18 protein-coding genes are annotated in these 24176 nt (G+C 31.5%); 11 read left to right on the top strand and 7 right to left on the bottom strand.

Features of this window, described 5'->3' with window-relative positions; translation table 11 throughout:
* Window positions 1-122: 122 nt before the first annotated feature.
* Window positions 123-998 carry a HAMP domain-containing sensor histidine kinase gene (locus CLFE_RS02215; protein WP_242951702.1) on the top strand — a complete coding sequence of 292 codons (876 nt, stop codon included), beginning with the start codon at window positions 123-125 and terminating at the stop codon, window positions 996-998.
* A 67-nt stretch (window positions 999-1065) separates the two neighbouring features.
* Here the strand turns inward: CLFE_RS02215 and CLFE_RS02210 are convergent, their stop codons facing one another.
* A complete protein-coding gene (locus CLFE_RS02210; RefSeq protein WP_169851009.1) occupies window positions 1066-3951 on the bottom strand; it encodes a DEAD/DEAH box helicase in 2886 nt (961 codons plus the stop codon).
* A gap of 137 nt (window positions 3952-4088) precedes the next feature.
* Complete coding sequence (gene polC, locus CLFE_RS02205) at window positions 4089-8444, bottom strand: DNA polymerase III subunit alpha (protein ID WP_077832889.1); 4356 nt, start codon at window positions 8442-8444, stop codon at window positions 4089-4091.
* Between the two features lie 247 nt (window positions 8445-8691).
* On the opposite strand from polC, the gene CLFE_RS02200 reads away from it, so the two are divergent.
* Entirely contained in the window at window positions 8692-10080 is a 1389-nt protein-coding gene (locus tag CLFE_RS02200) for an MATE family efflux transporter (RefSeq protein ID WP_077894877.1), read from the top strand.
* Window positions 10081-10127: 47 nt separating this feature from the next.
* On the opposite strand, the gene CLFE_RS02195 is transcribed toward CLFE_RS02200, so the two are convergent.
* Together CLFE_RS02195 and CLFE_RS02190 are read right to left on the bottom strand one after the other, a co-directional pair.
* A complete protein-coding gene (locus CLFE_RS02195) occupies window positions 10128-10748 on the bottom strand; it encodes a DUF998 domain-containing protein (protein ID WP_077894878.1) in 621 nt (206 codons plus the stop codon).
* Between the two features lie 25 nt (window positions 10749-10773).
* Window positions 10774-11382, bottom strand: a complete 609-nt coding sequence (locus tag CLFE_RS02190; RefSeq protein WP_077894879.1) for a TetR/AcrR family transcriptional regulator — start codon at window positions 11380-11382, stop codon at window positions 10774-10776.
* Between the two features lie 180 nt (window positions 11383-11562).
* Between CLFE_RS02190 and CLFE_RS02185 the strand changes: the two genes are divergently transcribed.
* Window positions 11563-12615, top strand: coding sequence for a hypothetical protein (locus tag CLFE_RS02185; protein WP_077894880.1), 1053 nt, complete (start codon window positions 11563-11565; stop codon window positions 12613-12615).
* 59 nt (window positions 12616-12674) lie between these two features.
* Here CLFE_RS02185 and CLFE_RS02180 read toward each other — a convergent pair whose 3' ends face one another.
* Window positions 12675-13586: a PhzF family isomerase gene (locus CLFE_RS02180; protein WP_139356220.1), complete on the bottom strand. Its 912-nt coding sequence runs from the start codon at window positions 13584-13586 to the stop codon at window positions 12675-12677.
* Window positions 13587-13713: 127 nt separating this feature from the next.
* Here CLFE_RS02180 and CLFE_RS02175 point away from each other — a divergent pair, with 127 nt between their 5' ends.
* Genes CLFE_RS02175 through CLFE_RS02165 form a run of 3 tightly spaced genes read left to right on the top strand, consistent with a single transcriptional unit; the run spans window position 13714 to window position 15585 of the window.
* Complete coding sequence (locus CLFE_RS02175) at window positions 13714-14079, top strand: winged helix-turn-helix transcriptional regulator (RefSeq protein WP_077894882.1); 366 nt, start codon at window positions 13714-13716, stop codon at window positions 14077-14079.
* Complete coding sequence (locus tag CLFE_RS02170; RefSeq protein WP_077832882.1) at window positions 14076-14654, top strand: GDSL-type esterase/lipase family protein; 579 nt, start codon at window positions 14076-14078, stop codon at window positions 14652-14654. The genes CLFE_RS02175 and CLFE_RS02170 overlap by 4 nt, the downstream gene beginning before the upstream one ends.
* A gap of 13 nt (window positions 14655-14667) precedes the next feature.
* Window positions 14668-15585, top strand: coding sequence for a tetratricopeptide repeat protein (locus CLFE_RS02165; protein WP_077894883.1), 918 nt, complete (start codon window positions 14668-14670; stop codon window positions 15583-15585).
* Here the strand turns inward: CLFE_RS02165 and CLFE_RS02160 are convergent.
* Window positions 15578-16591 carry a tocopherol cyclase family protein gene (locus tag CLFE_RS02160; RefSeq protein WP_077894884.1) on the bottom strand — a complete coding sequence of 338 codons (1014 nt, stop codon included), beginning with the start codon at window positions 16589-16591 and terminating at the stop codon, window positions 15578-15580. The genes CLFE_RS02165 and CLFE_RS02160 overlap by 8 nt on opposite strands.
* A gap of 176 nt (window positions 16592-16767) precedes the next feature.
* Between CLFE_RS02160 and CLFE_RS02155 the strand changes: the two genes are divergently transcribed.
* From CLFE_RS02155 to CLFE_RS02135, 5 genes are all read left to right on the top strand, one after another.
* A complete protein-coding gene (locus CLFE_RS02155) occupies window positions 16768-17691 on the top strand; it encodes a DUF2935 domain-containing protein (RefSeq protein ID WP_077832879.1) in 924 nt (307 codons plus the stop codon).
* 185 nt (window positions 17692-17876) lie between these two features.
* Window positions 17877-19229, top strand: a complete 1353-nt coding sequence (locus CLFE_RS02150; protein WP_250944710.1) for a glycoside-pentoside-hexuronide (GPH):cation symporter — start codon at window positions 17877-17879, stop codon at window positions 19227-19229.
* Window positions 19226-20827 (top strand): glycoside hydrolase family 43 protein, encoded by a 1602-nt coding sequence (locus CLFE_RS02145; protein ID WP_077894885.1) that lies wholly within the window; start codon window positions 19226-19228, stop codon window positions 20825-20827. Before CLFE_RS02150 ends, CLFE_RS02145 begins: the two co-directional genes overlap by 4 nt.
* Window positions 20828-20908: 81 nt before the next feature.
* A complete protein-coding gene (locus tag CLFE_RS02140; RefSeq protein WP_077832877.1) occupies window positions 20909-21745 on the top strand; it encodes a methyl-accepting chemotaxis protein in 837 nt (278 codons plus the stop codon).
* A 28-nt stretch (window positions 21746-21773) separates the two neighbouring features.
* On the top strand, window positions 21774-22556 hold the full coding sequence (locus tag CLFE_RS02135; RefSeq protein ID WP_077894886.1) for an SDR family NAD(P)-dependent oxidoreductase: 783 nt from the start codon (window positions 21774-21776) through the stop codon (window positions 22554-22556).
* A 58-nt stretch (window positions 22557-22614) separates the two neighbouring features.
* Here the strand turns inward: CLFE_RS02135 and CLFE_RS02130 are convergent, their stop codons facing one another.
* Window positions 22615-24060, bottom strand: coding sequence for an amino acid permease (locus CLFE_RS02130; protein ID WP_077832875.1), 1446 nt, complete (start codon window positions 24058-24060; stop codon window positions 22615-22617).
* Window positions 24061-24176: the final 116 nt, after the last annotated feature.

Here is a 24176-nt window from a genome sequence, read left to right as displayed (position 1 = left end):
CAACCATGTTTTTCTCTTTCTTAGGCGTTGTATTTATTATATATGCATTAAATACATTCGGCCATACAACCCTATTCAACTCCAACCCCTTATATCCACTTTTTACACTACTGCTTATTAGTATGCTTATAAGTACAATAGTATTATTATTCGTTGGTCGAAAAATTCTAACTCCAATAATTAAATTAAGTACTGCCTTAAATGAAGTTTCAAAGGGTAATTTTAATGTGAGAATTCCTAACAATCATTTTATTAAAGAAATAACCTTAATGACTAATAATTTTAATCTTATGGTTCAAGAATTAAGCAGTATTGAAACGTTAAGAAATGATTTTATAGCTAATGTGTCTCATGAATTTAAAACTCCATTATCGTCTATAGAAGGATATGCAACGCTGCTGCAAGATAAATCTTTATCTGAAATTGAACATGATGAATATACAAAAATGATTATAGAAAGCACCAGGCAGCTATCTACCCTATCAAGTAATATATTAAAAATATCAAAGCTTGAAAATCAAGAAATCATCGTAAAAAAAACTACTTATAGATTAGATGAACAAATACGACATGCCTTATTATTTTTTGAAAATAAGTGGAATGAAAAGAATATAAATCTTGATATTGAACTTAACTCTATAATTTTTTATGGTAACGAAGATTTATTAATGCAAATATGGATTAATATAATAAGTAATGCTATTAAATTCACTCCCCAAAACGGAACCATTTGTATAACCCTAAATCAATTATCTGACTGGGTTGAAATCAAAATTTCTGACACCGGTATAGGTATGTCAATAGACACTCAAAAACATATCTTTGATAAATTTTACCAAAGCGATAAGGATCGATCTGTTCAAGGCAACGGTTTAGGTCTTACACTTGTAAAAAAAATATTAGAGTTATGCAATGGACAAATATCTGTTGAAAGTGAACCTGATAAAGGTACAACTTTTATAATTAAACTTCAAAACACTTCTCCTTTTGATTCATAAATTTATAAATCAAAAGCCTAATTACTTTTAGTTAAAGCTTAGGCTTTTGATAAATTAAAACAAATCACTATCTATCAAATAATTTAATAAGCTCTTCTTTTGAAATACCATTAAGTAGTTTACTGCTTTTAAGTTCTCCTGTAATAACATTATCTATTAATTCTCTTTTATCTTCTTGAAGTTCTATAATTTTTTCCTCTATAGTTCCTCTGGCTACCAATTTTATAACCTCCACCACGTCCTTTTGCCCAATTCTATGAGCTCTATCTGTAGCTTGATTTTCTACCGCAGGATTCCACCATGGATCAAAGTGAATAACCAAATTCGCCGAAGTTAAGTTAAGACCTGTACCACCAGCCTTAAGTGATATTAGAAATACTTTTATGCTCTTATCATCGTTAAATTCATTGACCATTTTAATTCTATCCTTAGGTTTTGTTTTACCATCTAAATGACAGAATTTTATTTTTTCTTTTTTCAAGCGTTCTTCAATTTTTTCTAATACTGAAGTGAACTGTGAAAACAAAAGAAGCTTACCTTCATGCTCTTTAATTATTTCAAGCACAACTTTAAGCTTTCCACTTCCACCCTTATACTCTTCAAATATAATAGAGGGATCAAGGCATATTTGCCTAAGCCTTGTTAAATATGAAAATATCTCAATCTTACCATCTTTGTTACTTTTCATCATGGCCTTTACGTTCTTTACATAATTACTATATACAGCCTTTTGGGATGGTGTCATTTCTATTAAAAATTTCTTTTCTATTTTATCTGGCAGCTCTTCTACTACTTCTTTTTTAGTTCTTCTTAAAATAAAAGGTTCAATTAAAAGTTTAAGACTTCTTAAGTTTTCCTCATCTAAATAAAATTTCTCTTCAAATTTTTCCTTGGAATACAAATACCCAGGCATTATAAAATCAAATATAGACCATAGCTCTATCAAATTGTTTTCAATAGGTGTTCCTGTTAACGCAAACCTTGTCTTTGCTTTTATTCTTTTTATAACCTTGGTATTTTGAGCTTTTGGATTCTTTATATTTTGTGCTTCATCAATAATAAAATAATCGAAAATAATGTTATAATAAAATTCTATATCCATTCTTAAAGTTCCATAGGTTGTTATAATAACTTCATAGTCCTTTATACTTTTCATTTCTTTTTTTCTATTTGCACCGTGCAATATTAAGACCTTTAATTTAGGTGCAAACTTTAAAATTTCTTCTTTCCAATTATAAATTAACGATGTTGGACAAACAATAAAGCTTCTCTTATCCTTATTTGCTAATAGAAATGCTATAGCTTGAATTGTTTTTCCAAGTCCCATTTCATCAGCTAACACCCCTCCAAAACCCAAGTCACTTAAAGCTTTAAACCACCTAAAACCTTTAACCTGATATTCTCTAAGTGTACCATTAAAATCCTCAGATACTTCTATATTAGTACTACTTATATTATTTAGCTTATTTTCAAGCTCATCAAAATCCTTTATTAAAGCTAATCCATTGTTTTTTATATTCCCGTAAACATATAAAGCCTTACTTTCTTCTAAATGAAGCTGGCCGTAATCTGAAGCTTCATTTATTTTTAATACTTCAACCATATTAAGAAAGCTTTTCATTCCTTCATCTTGAAAATCTAAAAAATTTCTTCCCTTTGTCTTATAAAATTTCTTTTTATCCTTATAAGCTTCAAATACTTCGCGTAACTCTTCTCTATCTATTTCACATATATTGTAGGAGAAATCATAATATCCATCTTTTTTATATAAATCAGCTTTAATAAATTTAGAATTATATATTTTTAAATCTTTAAGTTCCTTTCCTAAGGTAACCTTACCTAAAGAACAAATACTGTTTTCATTCCCTTTTAATATATTAAATAGTTCTTCATCCTTACCTATAAACATAAATCTGTTATCACACTTAATAAAACTATTTTTTTCAATTTTCATAATAAGTTTTTCTTCTTCTTTGTAATCCCTTAAAACATTGTGTTTCTTATTTAATATATTTATTTTTATATTGCCATACTTTAAGAGTACGTCACAATAAATTTTATCTTTTTCTTCATATACAAAAAATTCACATCGCAGCATGCTTGACGCAAAATTTTTAAGTCCTTCATTGATATTAATGTCCTTAGAAATACTGCCCAAATATGAAACTAACTTTATATAATTTTCTATATCCTTCCTATATATAATCTCTTTAAAGCTCTCTAATTTATCTTGAATATTAATATATTTTTCGATTTGATCCTTCGAAGGTAAATAAAGCTCATCCTTAAAATAGTAAACATCGTTATTAGAATTTAAGGATATTGGGAGCCTCTTATGAGTTGTTAAACTTATAGAGTTATTTCTTTCCTTTAAATTAAAGGTTAATGGCAAATCTTTATGTAAAATAGGTACTACAAATTCTATATAATCAAACTTAAATTTAAGCTTTTTACTTTTTACTTTATCTAAAAATCCTCTTAACTCATTAGGCTGAAGTATGAGCTTTTTTTCTTTAAAGCCCTTATAAAGTTCATAATATTCAGCCTCATTTCCTTTTTTTCTAATAAGTTTGAGTAACCTTTCACTTTCTAATGCTGTATCTTTCTTAATATTTTTTTCAGAAGTAGACCTTGGTAGGAGACTAATAAATTTATACATAGTAGCCGTTATATGACCACATTTTAATGTATATCCCTTTGACTTAAATTCTTTAAATTCATCACAAGTACATTCCACCTCTACATGTTTTGTCACTAAATTCACTTTTATATGAGTATTAAATTCTAGTGGTCTAACTTTATCTTTAACTCTACTATAAATATGATATATATCTTCTATTCTTTTGCCTTTAAAATAGGTAACTAGACCCTTTTCAAAAGCATCTTTTCCCTCTTCTTTTCTAGCTTTAGATGCAGTTTCCAGTAACATTGTTCTGAGTTCATTTAACTTCAACGAGTCACCTCCTCTTAAGTGCACAAAGTTTTAAAATAATAAAATATATAGCTATATACTATACCATATTATACCACTTGTTTAATCTATGAAGAAACAAAAGAGAACTCTATTTTTTTAGAATTCTCTTTTTAAATTTATAATGTATCGAAAAAGCTTAATTGATCGCTTTCAGGAAGACCTTTTAAGCATCCAAACTTTCTAAGTGACTCTATGGCAGCATTTCCTATTTTAGCTCTTTTCTTTAAATCTTCTATGGAGCTTATTGGCTTTTCCTCTTGCATAGCGTTATATATACCATCTGCTGCTACATTTCCCATACCAGATATACTGTTTATTGGTGGTCTTAAACCTTCTTCCTCTACCAAAAACCTTGTTGAATGAGATTTATATAAGTCAATCGGAAGAAACTCAAAACCTCTTTCATACATCTCTAAAACTATTTCTAAATCGTCATACATATCTTTATCTTTTGGACCTGCATCATTACCCATCATTTGGATTTCCTTCATCTTCTGCTTAACTGTTTCTTTTCCAAAAATCATAAACTCCGCATCAAAAGCTTTTGCTCTTATACTAAAGTATGCTGCATAATAAGCTTTAGGTATATGCACTTTAAACCAAGCTATCCTAAATGCCATCATTACATAAGCTGCTGCATGGGCCTTAGGAAACATGTATTTTATCTTCCTACATGAATCTATATACCATTCTGGCACTTCATGTTCCCTCATTAAAGCTTCATATTCTGCCCATTTTTCTGGATCCTTTAAAGCTTTTCCCTTACGTACAAGCTCCATTATTTTAAAAGCAGTGTTTGGCGGCAAGCCTTTTTTTATAAGATAGATCATGATATCATCTCTAGTACAAACAGCTTCACTTAGAGTAACTATTCCTTGATCAATTAAATCTTTAGCATTTCCAAGCCATACATCAGTACCATGTGAAAGTCCTGATATACATAATAAATCAGAAAAGGTCGTTGGCATTGTGTCAACAAGCATTCCACGTACAAACTTAGTTCCAAACTCAGGTATACCGAAAGTTCCAACCTTGGAGTTTATCTGCTGTTCTGTTACTCCAAGAGCCTTTGTAGATGAAAATAAAGACATTGTTTCCTTATCGTCTAGTGGTATCTTTTGAGGATCTACTCCCGTTATATCTTGAAGCATTCTTATAACTGTAGGATCATCGTGCCCAAGTATATCAAGCTTTAAAAGGTTCTGATCTATAGAGTGATAATCAAAATGTGTTGTTATAATATCAGAATTCGGATCATCTGCTGGATGCTGTACAGGGCAAAATTCAAATATTTCTCTTCCTTTTGGAACAACTATAATTCCACCTGGATGCTGACCTGTAGTTCTTTTTATTCCAGTACATCCTTTTGAAATTCTTATTATTTCAGCCTTATTCACCGATATATTTTTTTCATCATAATACTTTTTAACATATCCAAAAGCTGTTTTGTCAGCTATTGTACCTATAGTTCCAGCCTTAAAGGTTGTGCCTTTACCAAAAATTACTTCAGTATATCTATGTGCCTTTGCTTGATATTCTCCTGAAAAGTTAAGATCTATATCTGGCTCTTTATCACCATTAAACCCTAGGAAGGTTTCAAAAGGTATATCCATACCATCCTTATCTAACTTCTCGCCGCAAACAGGACAAACTTTATCAGGTAAATCGAAACCATTCTTAACCCCATAATCTGAGAAATCAGAGTACTTACATTTAGGGCACCTGTAATGTGGTGGCAGAGAGTTTACCTCCGTTATACCTGTCATGTTCGCCACAAAGGATGATCCAACAGATCCTCTAGATCCAACCAGATATCCATCCTCATTGGATTTCCACACAAGCTTTTGAGCTATAATATACATTACAGAGAAACCATTTTTTATGATTGATTCAAGTTCCTTATCCAATCTCTGCTGAACAATTTCTGGAAGCTTCTCACCATAAAGCTCATGGGCCTTTCCATATGCTATATCCTTTATTGTTTGTTCACATCCATCTATATGAGGAGGACATTTCTCTGGTGAAATAGGACTGATCCTCTCACACATATCAGATACTTTATTGGTATTTGTAACTACTACCTCGTAAGCTTTTTCTCTTCCCAAGTATGTGAACTCTTGAAGCATCTCTTCTGTAGTTCTTAAATATAATGGTGCTTGCTCATCAGCATCTTTAAAACCTTGACCTGCTTCAAGTATACGTCTATAAATCTCATCCTCTGGGTCCATAAAGTGAACATCACCAGTAGCCACTACAGGTTTGTTTTGCTTCTCTGCTAATGCTACAATTTTTCTATTGATATCTTTTATAGCTTCCTTATTTGGTAATTGCCCATTTCTTATTAAATAATCATCATTTCCTAAAGGTTGTATTTCCAAATAATCGTATTCCTTAGCAATAGCCTCTAATTCTTCATCAGATTTTCCAAGAAGTATTGCTTGAAAAAGCTCTCCTTCACTACACGCACTTCCTAGTATGAGCCCCTCTGAATATTTTCTATAAAGGCTCTTTAATATACGAGGCTTTTTATAAAAATAATTCAAATGCGAATAAGATACTAATTTATATAAGTTTTTTAAACCTACGTAGTTCTTGGCTAGTATTATTGCATGATAAGTTCTAGGTTTTTTATACGCCTCTTTTCTAGACTCTTCATCTGAAGCATATATATCAACCTCTGCAAGTGTTTTGGCTCCTCTTTCCTTAAGGATTTCAAGCATCTTACTAAATACCTTAACAGTTGTATCAACATCATCTAAGGCTCTATGTGCAACTTCTACCTTTATTCCTAGATTCTTAGCAATTCTACCAAGCTTATAACTCTTATACTGTGGAAAAACTGCCTGTGCTAAGGATAACGTGTCAAGATAGGTAAAATCAAATTCATATCCTAAAACTTTAGCATTATGCTTTAAAAATCCAATATCAAAGGCTGCATTATGGGCAACCAAAACAGTTCCCTTAATAAATTCGAGCATTTTAGGGAAAACCTTATCGATGGTTTCAGCATTTCTAACCATATCATCAGTTATGTTAGTAACTTCCACAACCCTTGCTGGAATAGGTTTTTCAGGATTTACAAATAAGCTAAACTTATCTACTACCTTTTCACCCTCATACTTCATAATTCCTATTTCAGTTATTTTTTCAGTCTTTGGTGAAAAACCTGTAGTTTCTAAATCTAAAACACAATATGTAGTATCAATACTTTGCCCTTTATCATCCATTACTGCAGGCTTCTTATCAGGTGTCAGATACGCTTCAACACCATATATTATCTTCATGTCAGGATTATCTCTGCCTAAAAGCTTATGTGCTTCTGGAAATGCCTGAACAACACCATGATCTGTTATTGCAATAGACTTCATTCCCCAACTCATAGCTCTCTTTATCAAATCTGTTGCACTTGTCATAGCATCCATTTGACTCATCTTTGTATGCATGTGAAGTTCTACCCTTTTTAGCTCTGAATTATCTTGTCTTTTAGCCCTTCTAATACCACCAGTTTCTACTATTGTATTAGAAATCATCTCAACTTCCCCTGAAAATTTACTGTATCCAGCAATCCCTGCAAGTCTAACGCCTTTAGCCTTTTTAAGCCTACCTATAACTTCACCGTCTTCACCTGGTTTTAAGAAAGATTTGCAGGTCATAGAACTTGATCCATCGTATAAATCAAATGAAACCAAAGTCTTTCCACTTTTTAGCTCTCTTGTTTCTATGTTTGATATCTCACCTTCTATAGCTACCTTTCCTTCATCAGGCGTGATATCAGTTATTTTTATAACATTTTCTTTAATTTTAGAACTTCTTCCTAATATCAATAAAGAATCAACTTTTTTACCCTTGCCTTCTTCTTTACCTTCTTCTTTTTTATATGTATTTTCCCTGACTACAGCTGGTTCTACAGAAGCTTGAGTAGTACTTCCCATAGCCTCTTTTATTTGTTTTGAAATTGCCAGCATTTCTTGATCTCTAGCCTCTTGCTGAAGCATCAACTCTTCACTACTTACATTGTCAACAAAATTTATATTATAGGCTGCACCATAAAGAGTTTTTATTGCATTATAAAGCTTTTTATCATAATTCATAGACTTAAAAAAATCTGCTGCTGCAATCTTAAATTTGAAATTTATAGTATTTTCTTCAACTTCACATTTACTACTATTTATTAATGCTTTTAAAACAGGATGTTTATCTGTCATAGAAAGCACAATATCTTTTATTTCATCTTTTATGGGTTTTTTATTGGTTCCATCAAGATAGTTTACCTCAATCACAGAATCATCTAGTTTAAACCTCTTTTTTATGAAGCTATTAAACCTTTGAAATTCTCTTATTTCGATATACCTATCGGAACTTATTTTCATTTCTAATGTCTTACTTTTCTTCTTTAAGACTACCGATTCTACTACAGCACTATTTATGTTACCATTTCCATAGTCACTAAAAATTTCTTTTATTCTTTTCATGCTAACTTTCTTAACCTTCTCTCCAAAATTTTTAGTACTTTTAATAGTGTAAAATATCTTATCAATTAAACTAGTTTCACTTTATTATTATAATAGAAATACTTACTCTTTGTCATGTAGAAAAAATATACAAAGCATCTTTTAATCTTATGTATATTCTATCATATTTATCCTATTCACTTGACCATATAGTAAAAAATGTCTTATCATCAATATATAATCAATCTAAAAAGTGCGGAGAAACATTATGTTAAACATTACAAAAACTATAAACCAAAGAAAAGAAATGATTATATCTATTTTTGCCTTATCCTGGCCTGCTGTGCTTGAACAAGCTCTTGAAACTACAGTGCAGTATGTATCTTCCGCTATGGTTGGTAGGCTTGGTGCTGAGGCTTCGGCTGCTGTTGGGCTTACAACCACAGTAACTTGGCTTATAAATAGCCCTGCCTTTGCTATGGACGTAGGTATACTATCTTACATATCCTTCTGCATAGGCGCAAAAAAATTAAAGAAAGCAAAAATAGCTGCTGTTCAATCTATCATAATTACTATTGTATTAGGATTAGTTATGGGCATAATAACTTTATCCATAAGCCCATTTTTACCCAAATGGCTAGGTGCCTCTCCTGAAATTCAAAAAAATGCATCTTTATATTTTGGTATAATATGCATTCCTATGCTGTTTCGTGTTGCTATTATAATTTTTGGTGCCGTTCTACGCGCTACGGGTGACATGAAGACACCTATGAAAGTAAACCTTATTATGAATATAATTAATATCCTTCTAAATTGCATATTAATTTACGGTAATCAAACTATATCTGTTGGAGGTTTAAAGATTCATACCCATGGCGCAGGTTTAGGTATAGTAGGCTCTGCTATTGCTGGTGCTGTAGCTTATACTATAAGTGGTCTTTTAATGCTTTTTGCACTATATAGAAATAGGCTGGTTTCCCCTAAGGGTGAAAAAATCAAACTTAATATGGAAGTTATGGGAAGGTGTATTAAAGTAGGCTTCCCTGTAACTATTGAACATGTGGGTACATGCCTTGGTCAAGTTGTTTTTTCTTCTATTGTAACTAGGTTAGGAACTTTAGCCTTTGCTGCTCATTCAATTGCCTTAACTGCCGAAGAAGCCTTCTATATTCCTGGCTTCGGTATGCAATCATCTGCATCAACCTTGGCTGGAAATGCTTTAGGTGAAAAAAACCAAGAGAAATTACACCAAATGTCTGTTACTATTATAGCAATGGCTACTATTGTAATGACTATAACCGGTACTATTTTATTTTTATTTCCTAGTTTTATTATGTCTATTTTTATAAATGATCCTTTAGTAATTAAATCTGGTGCTTCCATCCTAAGACTTGTAGCTGTGTCTGAACCTTTATTTGGGGCACTCATAATGCTTGAAGGAATATTTAACGGAATGGGTGATACTAAAACTCCTGTATTTGTATCAATAATATCCATGTGGGGAGTAAGAATTTTATCGGCAACTGTATGCATATATAAATTTCATTTAGGTTTAAAAGCAGTATGGATTTGTATGATATGTGACAATGTATTTCGTTTTTTACTTCTTTTTATGCGCTTTTTAAGTGGTGCTTGGAAGAAAAAATTCAACTTATAATATAGAAGTCTACATTTTTTATTACAACGAACAACGTAGACTTTTAATTAATTTTCAGTTTTCATATTTAAGAGCTTAATAGCAAATAAAAGTATCCATAATTGTAGTGCTCCTATATTAATCCTTTCAACAACTCCAAAGAAGGGAAAATCATTTGCCATTACAACAACAGATAATATACCTGAAATAAATATAACTATTGAAGTTATTATAGAATATGTTGAAAATCTTTTGTACTCATTAAACTTTTTAAATGCAATGCCTGCAAACAATGGCATTAAAATAACTATGGGAACTATTAATCCAGTTACAACAAAATGCATAATCCCTGTAAAAGTTAGAGTAGCTCCCTTCATATCTTCTGGGAAAAAAGAATATGAAATACTTACTACCCCCTCAGCTATAAGTAGAAGCATTGATATATTCAAACTTTTTATCTTAAGCTTTTTTAAGTAAATAAATGCGCCTATTGCAAAAATCAGTCCAAATATTTGAGATAGCATGCCAAAATTATTGACCATACCAAGGTTCGGAGCTCCGCTTGCAGACAAATCACTTATTGGCTGTTTTACTTGACTATATCCCTTCCAAAGAACTCCACCAATGATAACATATAAAACATATATTATTGGTGAAATGATTCCTGTTATAAATATCCCTTTCCTCATACATAAAATCCCCTTTAACACTAAACTAGTATTTTATCGCATTACATATAAACTCTACATGCTCAAACATCTTTTTAATTATAGGAGATGTGTCCTGACCAGTGCTTACTGCATGTGCATATTCAAAGGTTATAGCTAAAAGAGCGTAGTTATATTCACGTGCAATCAATTCTATATCAATTTCCCTTATCAATTTCTTTCTAAGCATTATTCTTAAAACCTTCGCTGCAAACTCCGATGGCTCCTTTATTAAGTTATCAAGCATGATTTTTTTTGCTTTTTCATTTCTAAACTGCTCAGTATATATTATCCTTGCAATAGTATCTAACGTACCGTTTAAAGTCTTTCCTAGCCCAATAATTAATTGTTTAAAAACATCTGCAACTGACATGTAATTAAGCATTTTTTCAATCTCTTCTTCACTAGGTCTGTATTTTGTTAGAGTTTCTGCAAAATAGTCAAACAAACTACTCAAAATCTCTTCTTTATTTTTATAATGATTATATATAGAACTTTCTTTTATTCCTACTTCTCGTGCAATTTGCCTCATAGAAACACCATTATATCCATCTTTAGCAAATAATTTTGCTGCTTCTTCAAATATATTTTGTTTAGTATTTTTTTTTGATTCCATATTATCTCCCATTTTAAACCTATCAATTGTTAGTTTATATTTTAATAATACTATCAATTGTTAGTATCGTCAACCATATTTTTGAATTATAGGTAATTTAGTTTTTATTTAAATATTATTGTTATTGTGGCTTTATGCATGTTATAGTAAATATAATATTATAGAATTGGAGTATATGAAATGAAAAACAAGATTAAAATTGCAGCAGCCCTAATTATAACCTGCTCTTTAGGTGTACCTTTATCTGTATATGGCTACAGCTATCATTCTTATAAAACTAACTTAAAAGGTGCAGAAAATTTATTGTCAAAAGAACAATATGACTCATCAATTAAAGCCTTTAAAAATTTAAAATCCAGTAGATTTTATTCCTCTGATAGTTCCCTTATCAATTCTGAAATCAGTTTAGCTTCTACATTAAAACAATCAAAAAAAGATTTTAACTCTGCTTTGACTCTCTTTAATAAAAAGCAATACCTTGATGCTACTTACATATTTAAAAAAGTTAAAAAGTGCGATAAGAAAAGATATAGTATATCTCAAGCAAAAATAGTAACAGCTAATAAACTATATGTAACGGATACTATAGAAAAAGCCAAAAACGAAGCCTCAAATAAAAAATACGATACTGCAATTAACTTTCTTGATAGTGCTTTAAAAATTGACAAAAATAACAATGACGCTTTAAACTTAAAAACTACATACACTAAGGAACTACAAGCCTTAAATACTCCTGTGGAGACTAAAGAAACCACACCTTTAGTTGCCCAAAATGAACCTATAAAGACTTCAAATGGAACTTCACAAAACAATAGTTCCCAAACTACTACTTCAAGCGTAAATCCTCCAAAGCCATCAGCTACTGCACCTTCAGCTACAAATTCTAATGCTCCAAACTATACTGTGAGCTTTTCTAACGGCTGGTTTTCAGTTCAATTAAATTCAGGGCCACCTACTCCAGCGGGCTTTGGAATTAGATCTATGACTTATGCTGGTAGTCCAACTGGTATATATTACGACTTTGTAGGTTCAGAATCTGCTCAATACACAATGACCCTTCATTTGCCAACAGGTGATGTACAAGAAAGTGGCTCCACTTCTGATGGTACTCATTTAATACCTGTTTCTCCAGCTAGTGTACCTTCTGGACAAGCTATAAACATTGATATATCTGCTACTTACAAAGGAAAAAACTATACTGGTTCCTTTTCAAGAGTTTTTAACTCAAACTAATATTTTAAAGCTTAACTTATATATGAAGGCAGTACATGTTATTCATATATAAGTTATTTTTAATCCTTCAATATAAGTTCAGTCTTAAAAACTATTATCGCTTGTCCTGAAACTTTTACCTCTACTGGTTCTCCATTTTTGGCCTTTACTTCCACGTAAACAATACCTGGTCTTCCCATAGCCTCTCCTTGCTTTGCCTTAAATTTAAACGTAGAATTATTGCTATTAACAAGCTTATGATGCACAAGATATGCACCTAATGGTCCATTTGCGTTTCCCGTCACAGGGTCTTCATTAATACCTATTGCAGGTGCAAACATTCTTCCATGTACTAAAATATCATCTTCCTCAGAAGGCTTAGTAAATACATAATATCCATTGCAATTGATAACACTACTTAACTTAGAAAGCTCATCATAATTGGGATTTAGACTATTTAAAATATTAATATCTTTTACGCAAATCATAACCTTAGAATGACCTGTTGAAACAATTTGAATTTTATATCCTTTTAATAAATCATAATTATTTATATTAAGTGCTTTCAATAGCCTGTCTTTATTTATTCCTTTAATTATATTCCCAAACTGAACTTTTCCTTGTGTCATAACAATTTTATAATCTTCATTTTTATTTATTATATCAACAGGTAAAATTCCTGCTCCTGTTTTCTGCCTAATTACCCCAGTATTAAGGCACTTTTCAAATGCTCTGGCATAATGTGCTGCAATTGTAGCATGTCCACAAATAGGCACTTCACTTTTAGGAGTGAAAAATCGTACATGTACATCATAAGTATCACTATCCCCAGAAAATATAAACGCTGTCTCAGAATTATTAAGTTCCCTTGCAATTTTCTGCATTTCATAATTATCTAATCCTTCTGCATTTGTTATTACACCTGCTGGATTGCCTGTGAATTTTTCGTTAGTAAATGCATCTATTTGATACAATTTATATTTTTTCATCAATAAGCTATTCCTCTCTTTATAGAAATTATTGCCTAAATACTATATAATTGATTATAGTTTTACTGGAACTAGTCTACAAGTATGCACTTATTAGTCAGATACTTACCATTTAGAAAGAAGGATTGCTATGGATACTGACTTAAACAATGGATTTCCAAACCAAGAGAAAAGGCAAAAGGATTTCAAATGCTCAATAGGCTTTGCTATGACTGTTATTGGAGGTAAGTGGAGAGCAATTATTCTATGGCATATATTAAACAAACCTTTCATACGCTACGGTGAACTTAAAAGAGACATTCCAAACATAAGCCACAAAATATTATCTCAAGAACTAAAAAATCTGGAATCAGATACTCTAATAGAAAAAATTATTTATGCCGAAATCCCACCTAGGGTAGAATATACCTTTACTGCCAGGGGCAAATCTCTAGAACACATTTTAAATGAATTATGCCTTTGGGGACAAAGATATAAAATGGAGGGAATTATATGAAAATAGTTTGTTTTGGTGATAGTTTAACCTACGGATATGGGGTGAATTCAAATTCTTCTTGGGTATCACTTTTAAAAACCAAATTGCATAATGTAACTATAATAAACAAAGGTGTAAATGGGGATACCACAACTGGTCTTCTTTCAAGATCTCATAAAGACGTTATTGAAGAAAATCCAGATTACGTTATAATTATGGCTGGAACAAATGATTTGCTTATGAATCATTCTATAGAATTAATTGAGGATAATATTAAACTACTTATAAAAGAAGCTAAGGAAAACAACATAACTCCTATATTAGCCCTTCAGCCTCCAATAGTCGAATCACTTGCAAAAATCTATTGGGATGCTTCACTTGATTATAAAAAAGCCAATTCAATTTTATTGGACTACATTAATTGGAGTAAAAATTATGCAAAAGACAATAATATTACAATTATAAGCTTTTATGATTACCTAATAAATAAACCTAATATTACAGATTTATATAGCGATGGACTACATCCAAATACAATTGGGCATAAATTAATGTTTAATACCCTATACTCCTCACTTATAAATATAATTTACTAGAAAGCGTGTATTTATGAAAAATCACATACAAATTGATGAATATTTAAAAAGAGCTGAGAAAGCTTTTAATGAAAATAAATTAGTCAAATCACTAGATTTATATACTAAAGCTTATGAACTTTCAAAGGGTAAAGACATTGATACAATAATTAATCTAGCTTTAATATATGACTCCCTAGGTAAAATGACCGAAGCTGAAGAATATTACAGAGAAGCTTTGAATTTAGATGATTATGAGGAAAGAGCTTACTATGGTCTTGCCACAATATACGATGAAAAAGAGGACTTTAAAAAAGCGATAAAATTATATAGTAAAGCTATTTACATAAATCCCAATTACCACAAAGCTTACTTTTTTCTAGCTAATGCTTATGATTCTTCTGGGTTAAAGGATTTAGCCATAGTAACTTATAGAAAACTTCTTACTTTAGCTCCTATGGACTTTTGGGCGACCTTAAATTTGGGCTCTATTTATGAAGAACGAAATGAAAATAATCTTGCTTATGATATATTTTCAAAGGCCTTAAGAATAAAACCAGACAATTATTTAGCCTTGTTTAATATGGGCGTAATCTGCTATAAACTTAGTATGGAAGAAAGAGCTATTAATTTCTATAAAAGGTCAATTAATAAAAACAAAGAGTATGAGTATAGTTACTTAAATTTAGCTGTAATTTATAAATATAAAAATACACTAGAAGGAATAAAGATTTTATCTGAAGGCATTGATAATTGTGATAATGTAGACTTTTTATACTATAATCGAAGCTGTTTTTATGCCTTAATTAACGAAACTAATAAGTCATGCGATGACATAATTATGGCGCTAAAATTATATCCTGATTTTTTAAAATATATCTTAGAAGATGAAGAATTAAAGGAAATAATAGAATTAGATGCTTTTAAAGAATTTATTGATAAGCTTAATTAATAGAGTTCTCTACCTTTCTATTTTTATTTATTAAATTTGTATAATTCTTAGAAAACTCAACACCTGCGTAGGAACACTTATCATTAAAAAGCATGTGCCTTTCTTTATTATAAAGAGAAACTTGTAAGCTTCCATGAAGAGTTTCTCTTGCTATTGGTATCATCTGTCCGTTACAAGGTGCATACAGTTTCATAAAAGCATCTTCTTTATATGTCGCTTCAATTTTAAGACAATGGTCTTTACTGTTAGCTTCTAAAATAATTTTTTGCTTCTGACATCTAATTGACAATTTACTTCTATTTATACTTGTAAACTTATAAAACTTATCTTTATCATTTATTCCTATTAAAAAACCTGTAAAATTTCTTAAATGAAAAGGAAGAGGAATATTCGCTATAGAACATGTAACAGAACCATGCCTTCTATCAAATGAATTTCCTTGAATCCAAATGTATGAATAAGGAAATGACCTTCCCCAGTTTTTTTCAATATATACTTTTCCATCAGTAAAATCTATAATTTCATTATTAATATTTAGCTTTCCCTTTATAAATCCATCAACGACACAAACCTGACTATAGCACTGCATAAAGTCTAAATAATTATAGAACCCCATACTTCCTGGATTAATATTACTATCTGGCCATCTTATAATATTATAAAAATACAAGGTACCAAATACTTTTTCATTCTCTTTATTAATATTCAAATCTACTTTATTAAGTGAAAATGAACTTTTATCTACACTTACATTAAACTCAGATGTACTTGCTTTAAACTTATCTTTTTCAAATATTAAATATTTAAAGCTACTTTCATTTCCATTAAGCACTTGAATAAAGCTGTATGACTCATTTTCATGACTTCCTTTAAATATTCCCGGTATAAAACAATATATATTTCCTGTACGTGGCTGCACAAATTTAAAATACCAGCCTTCAAAAAAGTCTGATTTTTTATTTTTACCATGATAAATATCTGGATTTCTCTTATTACTACTAATCACCAAAGCACCTCTCTTCAAACTTTTAGTAAAATTATTTAATATAATAACTATTATTATGTATTTCAAGCTAAATATTATTTTTTCTCAAAACATGTAACACTAATCCATTTAACTCATATTATAGCTATGTGGGTAATTAAAAATTTATCCTCACCAATATATAGGAGAGGTAATTAATGATATCAAATGAACAATACGTGCAACTTTCACTTCAGTTAAACTTATTCTTTTTAAGAATAGTAAAGGAACATAACATTATTGCTGGCGCTTCACTTCCTACTAAATATGTCTCTACTCTATCTCAAATTCTTGCGGTGAATAGACGTCTAGATGCTCTACTTTCTAGAACTGTAACTCTATCTCAAGGCAAGATAAGCAGTGAAGTTATGAAATCATCTACTATAATAACTCCTCTTACACTACCTGCTGAAAAAACCACTAGTGCTTTAACTGGAGTTCCTATTAATACAGACATAACCGTAAAAGAAATAAGCTTAGGCTATAGATATGGTTATAGGGAAGCTTTTAATATTGTTTCTGCAGTTTCTACACTTAATAGATCTATTCTTGCCTTAGTAACTTCTGTTATAAACTTCCAATCAGGTCTTCTGAATCAAATTATACGCTGCAGAGCTTTTTGCTACACATATCCTTCAAATATAGATCATGTAATACAAGAAGAGCGAGCATATATTAGTATGCTTAATATGCTTGAAAAAAGACAAGAAAATGATACAACACCTCAAAGTATTATAAATCAAGAAATTTTTTGGAATGACATAATGAAAGAACATGCTGAATTTATACGAGGCTATTTAGATCCCTCTGAAGTCACTTTATTTGATACTTCAAACACCTTTGCTCGAAGATTTAATGACATTCAAGCTGCAACCACTGCTCTAAAGGTTAATGCATCTAATCTTAATACTATAACTAGAGATATATATGCTCTTGTCACTGAATTTAGGAACTTTAAAGTTTCAGCTACCAATGGATTATTAGCTTGCAAAATTAAAGCAATAATGGCACCACTTCTTGCAGATCATGTAACTCGTGAAGCAAATTACTATTTGCAGCTTTTACGAAGCTTCAATTTGTAAATTCAATATTATAAATAGGCTCATTTATGTATGTCAAATCCATAAATGAGCTTTTATAATCAAAACTTTTTAAACTAACTTTTTAAAGTATCTTGAAAAAGTTAGAATATAGTGATATACTTTATGTGTAAATATTTCCAAATATATTCAAGGAGTTGATTATTATAGAAACCTTAAAAATTAAAATGAGAGAAAAAATAGGTTATGCATCTGGTGATTTAGCAAGTAACCTAATATATCAAACTATTTCTATTTATCTATTGTTTTTCTATACAAACGTTTTCGGATTATCTGCAGCTGAAGCTGGTGTAATGTTTCTTATAGTTAGATTTATTGATGCAATTAACGATCCTATTATTGGAACCTTCGTTGACAAAACAAATACACGCTTTGGACGATTCAGACCATATTTATTGTATGGAGCTGCTCCTTTTGCTATGTTGGCTTTTCTTTGTTTCACTACACCTAGTTTTTCTCATATGGGCAAACTAATTTATGCTTACATTACTTATGTGGGACTTTCAATCACTTATACTTGTATAAATGTTCCTTATGGTGCTTTAACCTCAGCCATTACAGATGATAACCAAGAAATTGTTAGTTTAACCTCTGTAAGAATGTTCTTTGCTAACCTAGGTGGTGTAATCGTTTCCTACTTCGTTCCAGTACTTTCAGCATATTTTGCAAAATCCTTTGGTTTAGCAAGAGGCTGGCAAATAACTATGGGCATACTAGGTGTTGCTGGTGCATTTTTACTAATTTTTTGTTTTTCCAGTACTAAAGAAAGAATAAAAAGTGTCAACCAAGATCATAAAATTAAATTCTCAGATCTTTTTCAGCAATTTAGAACCAATAGGCCTCTTATTGTTTTAAGTATTTTCTTTGTACTTATATTTGGTATTAATTCAATTAACAGTTCTATAGGAATATATTATATAACTTATAATGTTGGACGTCCTGATTTAGTTCAGTGGTACACCGTTCTAGGTTCAATACCAGCATTTGTTTGTATACCACTAATACCAAAAATAAACAAAAAAGTGGGCAAAAAAACATTACTAATAGGATCTCTTTTAATAACTGTACTTGGCACTCTATCACTTTTAATCATTCCAACTCACATGGTAGGAATAATATTAGTATCACGTGTAATTACATCACTAGGCTCCTTAACTGCTGGTGCATTTATGTGGTCTTTGATTCCTGAAACAATTGAATATGGAGAATATGTTACAGGAAAACGTTTAAGTGGATTGATTTATGCTATCATTGGTTTCTTCTTTAAATGTGGAATGGCCTTAGGCGGTGCAGTTCCAGGAATTATACTTGGAAGCTTTGGATATGTTGCTAATAAATCACAAACTCCTCATGCACTAACAGGCATACTTCTAACAGCTACAGTTGTTCCTGCTGTACTTATGGTACTAGCTTTAATAGATATTACTTTCTATAACTTAGATGATAAAAAATATAAACATATTATAGCTACTTTAAAAGAAAGAAGTAAATTAAATAGAGGGGAGAATTTAAATATATGATTAAAAATCCAGTTTTAAAAGGCTTTAACCCTGATCCAAGTATTTGTCGTGTTGGTACTGATTATTATATTGCAACTTCAACTTTTGAATGGTTTCCAGGGGTCCAAATACATCATTCTAAAGATCTCGTTAACTGGCATCTTATAGCCCATCCTTTAAATAGAACTTCACTTCTTGATATGAAAGGTAATCCTAATTCAGGTGGTATATGGGCTCCTGATTTAAGTTACCATGACGGAAAGTTTTGGCTTATATATACAGACGTAAAGGTAACTGATGGTATGTGGAAGGATTGCCATAATTATCTGACTACTTGTGAAAGTATTGATGGCATATGGAGTGATCCAATTACTTTAAATGGTTCAGGTTTTGATGCTTCATTATTTCACGATGATGATGGCAAAAAATATCTTGTAAACATGTATTGGGATCAACGTACTTACAATCATAATTTTTACGGAATTGTTCTTCAGGAATATTCTGATGAAAAAAAGGAATTAATCGGCAAACCAAAGATTATATATAAAGGAACTGATATTAAGTACACAGAAGGTCCTCACTTATATCACATTAAAGATTACTATTATCTATTTACTGCAGAAGGTGGTACAACTTATGAGCATTCAGAAACTGTAGCTCGCTCTAAAAGTTTAACTGGTCCTTACGAAATAGATCCTGAATATCCATTATTAACTTCATGGCACAAGCCTAAAAATCCATTACAAAAATGCGGCCATGCCTCTCTTGTTCATACTCACACTGATGAATGGTATTTGGCACATTTGGTAGGACGTCCTCTTCCCGTTATAAATCAGCCAATGCTTGAACAAAGGGGATACTGTCCACTTGGACGTGAAACTTCATTACAAAAAATTGAGTGGGTAGATGGTTGGCCACGAGTTGTTGGTGGCAAACAAGGCTCTATTGAGGTTGAAGCTCCTAAAATTCCAGAGGTGAAATGGGAGAAAAGCTATAAAGAAAAAGATGATTTTGATAGCCAAACTTTAAATATTAACTTTCAATCGTTACGTATTCCACTTACAGAAGATATAGCCTCTTTAAAAGCAAAAAAAGGTAATTTAAGATTATATGGTAAAGAATCTTTAACATCTACCTTTGTGCAAGCTTTTGTAGCAAGAAGATGGCAATCCTTTAATTTTGATGCATCAACAAGTGTATCTTTTAATCCTGATACCTTCCAACAAGCAGCAGGATTAACTTGTTATTATAATACCGAGAATTGGTCCACTATACAAGTAACCTGGAATGAAACTAAAGGCAGAATAATTGATATTGTGTCTTGTGACAACTTTCACTTTGATATGCCTCTAAAAAATAATACAATTCCTATACCTAGTACTGTTGAATATGTACATTTTAAAGTTGAAGTAAGAACTGACATTTATGAATACTTTTATTCCTTTGACGGCAAAACCTGGTCAAAAATACCTATCACCTTTGAATCAAGAAAACTGTCTGATGATTATGTACAAGGCGGTGGATTTTTTACTGGAGCTTTTGTCGGGATTAATTGCATTGATATAACTGGAAGTAATAAGCCCGCAGACTTTGATTATTTTTGTTACACAGAATTATAATTTAGAATAAAAAGCATTATTATGTCTTCTGGAAAATATACGATATATTGTATATAAGTACTATCAAAGGAGATGTAACAAATGAACATTAGCGATGACGAACTTTTGGAAGCACTAAAAATACTGTGCTCCACTTTACCACAGTTATTTTCTGATGATGTAGCCTTGGGAATCACTGATAAAGAAAAATTCGTAGCCGTCTCTCAAGCAAAAACCTTCAAATTAAACATTAGTGAAGGTTCAACCTTAAACAAAGGTGATATGACCGAAAAAGCAATTTTATCAAGAAAAAAACAGTCTGTAGATTATCCAAAGGAGGCTTTTGGTTTTCCCATTTCAAGCCACTGTATTCCTATAATTAATCCAAATACTAATAATGTGGTAGCATCTATAAATTTTGCTGTATCAATGGAAAAGCAGAATACAGTCCTTGAAATGGTTACTGAATTGCAGGAGTTTTCCAAAGAACTCGCCGCTTCTTCGGAAGAACTAGCAAGTAATACTCAGGAGTTGTCTGGAAGCAGTGAAAATATGAATAGTATAGTTACCGAAACGCAAGATGGACTTACTTACATGGATGACGTAATTAAATATATAAAAGATGTTGCAGATACTACAAATCTATTAGGACTCAATGCTGCCATTGAAGCTTCAAGAGCAGGTGAACATGGGAGAGGTTTTACTGTTATTGCCGAAGAAATAAGAAAGCTTGCTGCAAATAGTAAGGACTCAACTGCTCAAATAAATGATACCTTAATAAAAATAAAGAAAAATATAGGCGATATCATAGAAGTATTTAATGCTTTTTCGCATGCTGCTGAAACTCAAACTTCAGAAGCAATGCAGCTATCTTCTGAAGGTGAAAAACTAAAAAGTTTTTCTTCTAAACTTTTAACACTGTCTAAAAATATAAATTAATTTTAAAAATAGAAAAAGAGGCCGTATTATGGAAAAAGAATTATTAAATCAAGTTGCCATTGTAACTGGTGGTAATTCTGGTATAGGCAAAGCTATTAGTTTTGAACTAGCCGATAGGGGCGCACATGTAATAATCCTTGCTAGAAACAAGACTAGAAACGAGGAAACTAAAAAAGAAATAAATTCAAAGGGTGGAAAAGTAGAAACTTACAGCGTTGATGTATCGAATAGCAGTGAAGTAAATAAAGCTGTAGATGAGGTTTACTCAAAATATGGGAAAATAGATATACTGGTATCTAATGCTGGAAATGCTACACCTTTAAAATATTCTACTGAAATGCCTTTAGAAGATTTTGATGCAGTTATTAAAACTCATCTGTTTGGGGCTTTTAACTGTGTAAAGGCTTGCGGTGATCGGATGCGTAAGAGAAAATACGGAAGAATCGTTTTAATTTCATCTGTTGCTGGATATCATGGCTTTGCAGGACAAATGAATTATGCAGTTGCAAAGCATGGATTGGTTGGTATGGGATATTCTTTAGCAAAAGAATTTGATGGTTCAGGTGTAACCGTTAATATAGTACAACCTGGTATAATTCCAACTCCAATGTGTAAAGGCGTTATTAATGTCTCTAAGGATAACCTTCCAGAAGCAAGAGTTGGAAAACCAGAGGATATAGCATATGCGGTAGCCTTTTTCTGTAGTCCAAGAGCAGGCTTTATGAATGGAACTCCATTAGTTATTGATGGTGGATTAGTTATAGAAACTTCTGTGGATACATCTGTGAAAAAATTGTTATCAAAAGCTTGAACAAAATTAAGAGTCATACCAAAATCACTGGTATGACTCTTATCTTTATTTAAACAACTTATTCTGAATCTTTAGTATTAACATTCAAATCTATTTCATGTATATTAACAACTTTTGTTTTATGTTTAATCTTGTATCCAGCCCATAATATAATAAATAATGGTAAGCCTATATAAGAGGATATTACTCCGCCCCAATCTATTTTATCTGCCTGAAAGTAAGTAAGTCCTTGTCCTAAAATAACTACCGTACATAATACTAACGCTATTATTGGACCAATTGGAAATAACTTTGCCTTATAAATAAGCTTATTTAAATCATGTCCCTGTGCAACATATGCTTTACGGAAACGATAATGGCAAACTGCTATACCTGCCCAAGCAATAAAGCCTGCAAGTCCAGAAGCAGCAACAAGCCATACATATACAGTACTTTGAGCATAAATTCCTGTTAAAAAGCAAGCTGATGCAACTAGTGTAGTTAGTGCTAGTGCATTTACAGGAACTCCTCTTTTATTAAGCTTTCCTAACGCTTTGGGTGCTTTTCCTTCCTTAGCCATAGCATATAACATTCTACTAGAAGCATACATACCAGAGTTTCCACAAGATAATACAGATGTTAAAATAACTGCGTTCATTATACTTGCTGCAATTGCAATACCAACTTTCTGAAATACTAAAGTGAATGGACTTGTACCAACGCCCGCCTCTGTATAAGGAATTATTGCACTTACAACAAATATTGTTCCTAAGTAGAAAATTAAAATTCTCCAAAAAATTGTATTAATAGCCTTAGGTACTGTTTTTTTAGGGTTTTCACTCTCTCCTGCTGCTATACCAACAAGCTCTGTACCTTGAAATGAAAAGCCCGCTATTAAGAATATCATGAAAATAGATTTTACACCCCCAACAAACGGTGCATCTTTAATTGTAAAGTTCTTAAAACCTACTGCATGACCTCCTAGTATTCCTACAATAGTTGCCGCCCCAACAACTAAAAATATAATTACTGTAGCTACCTTAATTCCTGCGAACCAATACTCTGATTCTCCATATGCCTTTACTGACAATAAATTTAAGGCAACTATTAATACAAGGAACCCAATACTCCATATAGCTGGTGGTACACCCTTAAACCAAAATTTCATTGTTAATCCACCTGCTACCATCTCTGCTGCAACAGTAATAGCCCAGTTATACCAGTAATTCCATCCGAGCGCAAAGCCTAAGGATTCATCAACAAACTTTGAAGCATAGGTTTCAAATGAACCTGACACTGGCATGAAAGTAGCCATTTCTCCTAAGCTTGTCATTAAAAAGTAAACCATAACCCCTATACAAGCATATGCAACAAGTGCACCTCCTGGACCTGCTTGATGTATGGTATCACCAAGTGCTACAAATATTCCTGTTCCTATGGCTCCACCCATAGCAATCATATTAAGATGCCTTGCTTTAAGACCTCTTTTAACTTCATTTGAATTTGTTTCTTTTGTAGTATTTATTTTTTATTCCCCCTATCGGTTATATTTCCGATAAGCGAATTAACTAAGTCGAACATAAAAAGTAGATTAATTCTATTTGTAACTAAACTAAAAAGTGCCCTGAGACTACACTCAGG

This window comes from Clostridium felsineum DSM 794 (assembly GCF_002006355.2).
Classification (GTDB): Bacteria; Bacillota; Clostridia; order Clostridiales; family Clostridiaceae; genus Clostridium_S; species Clostridium_S felsineum.
This window is presented reverse-complemented; position numbering and strand designations above follow the sequence as displayed.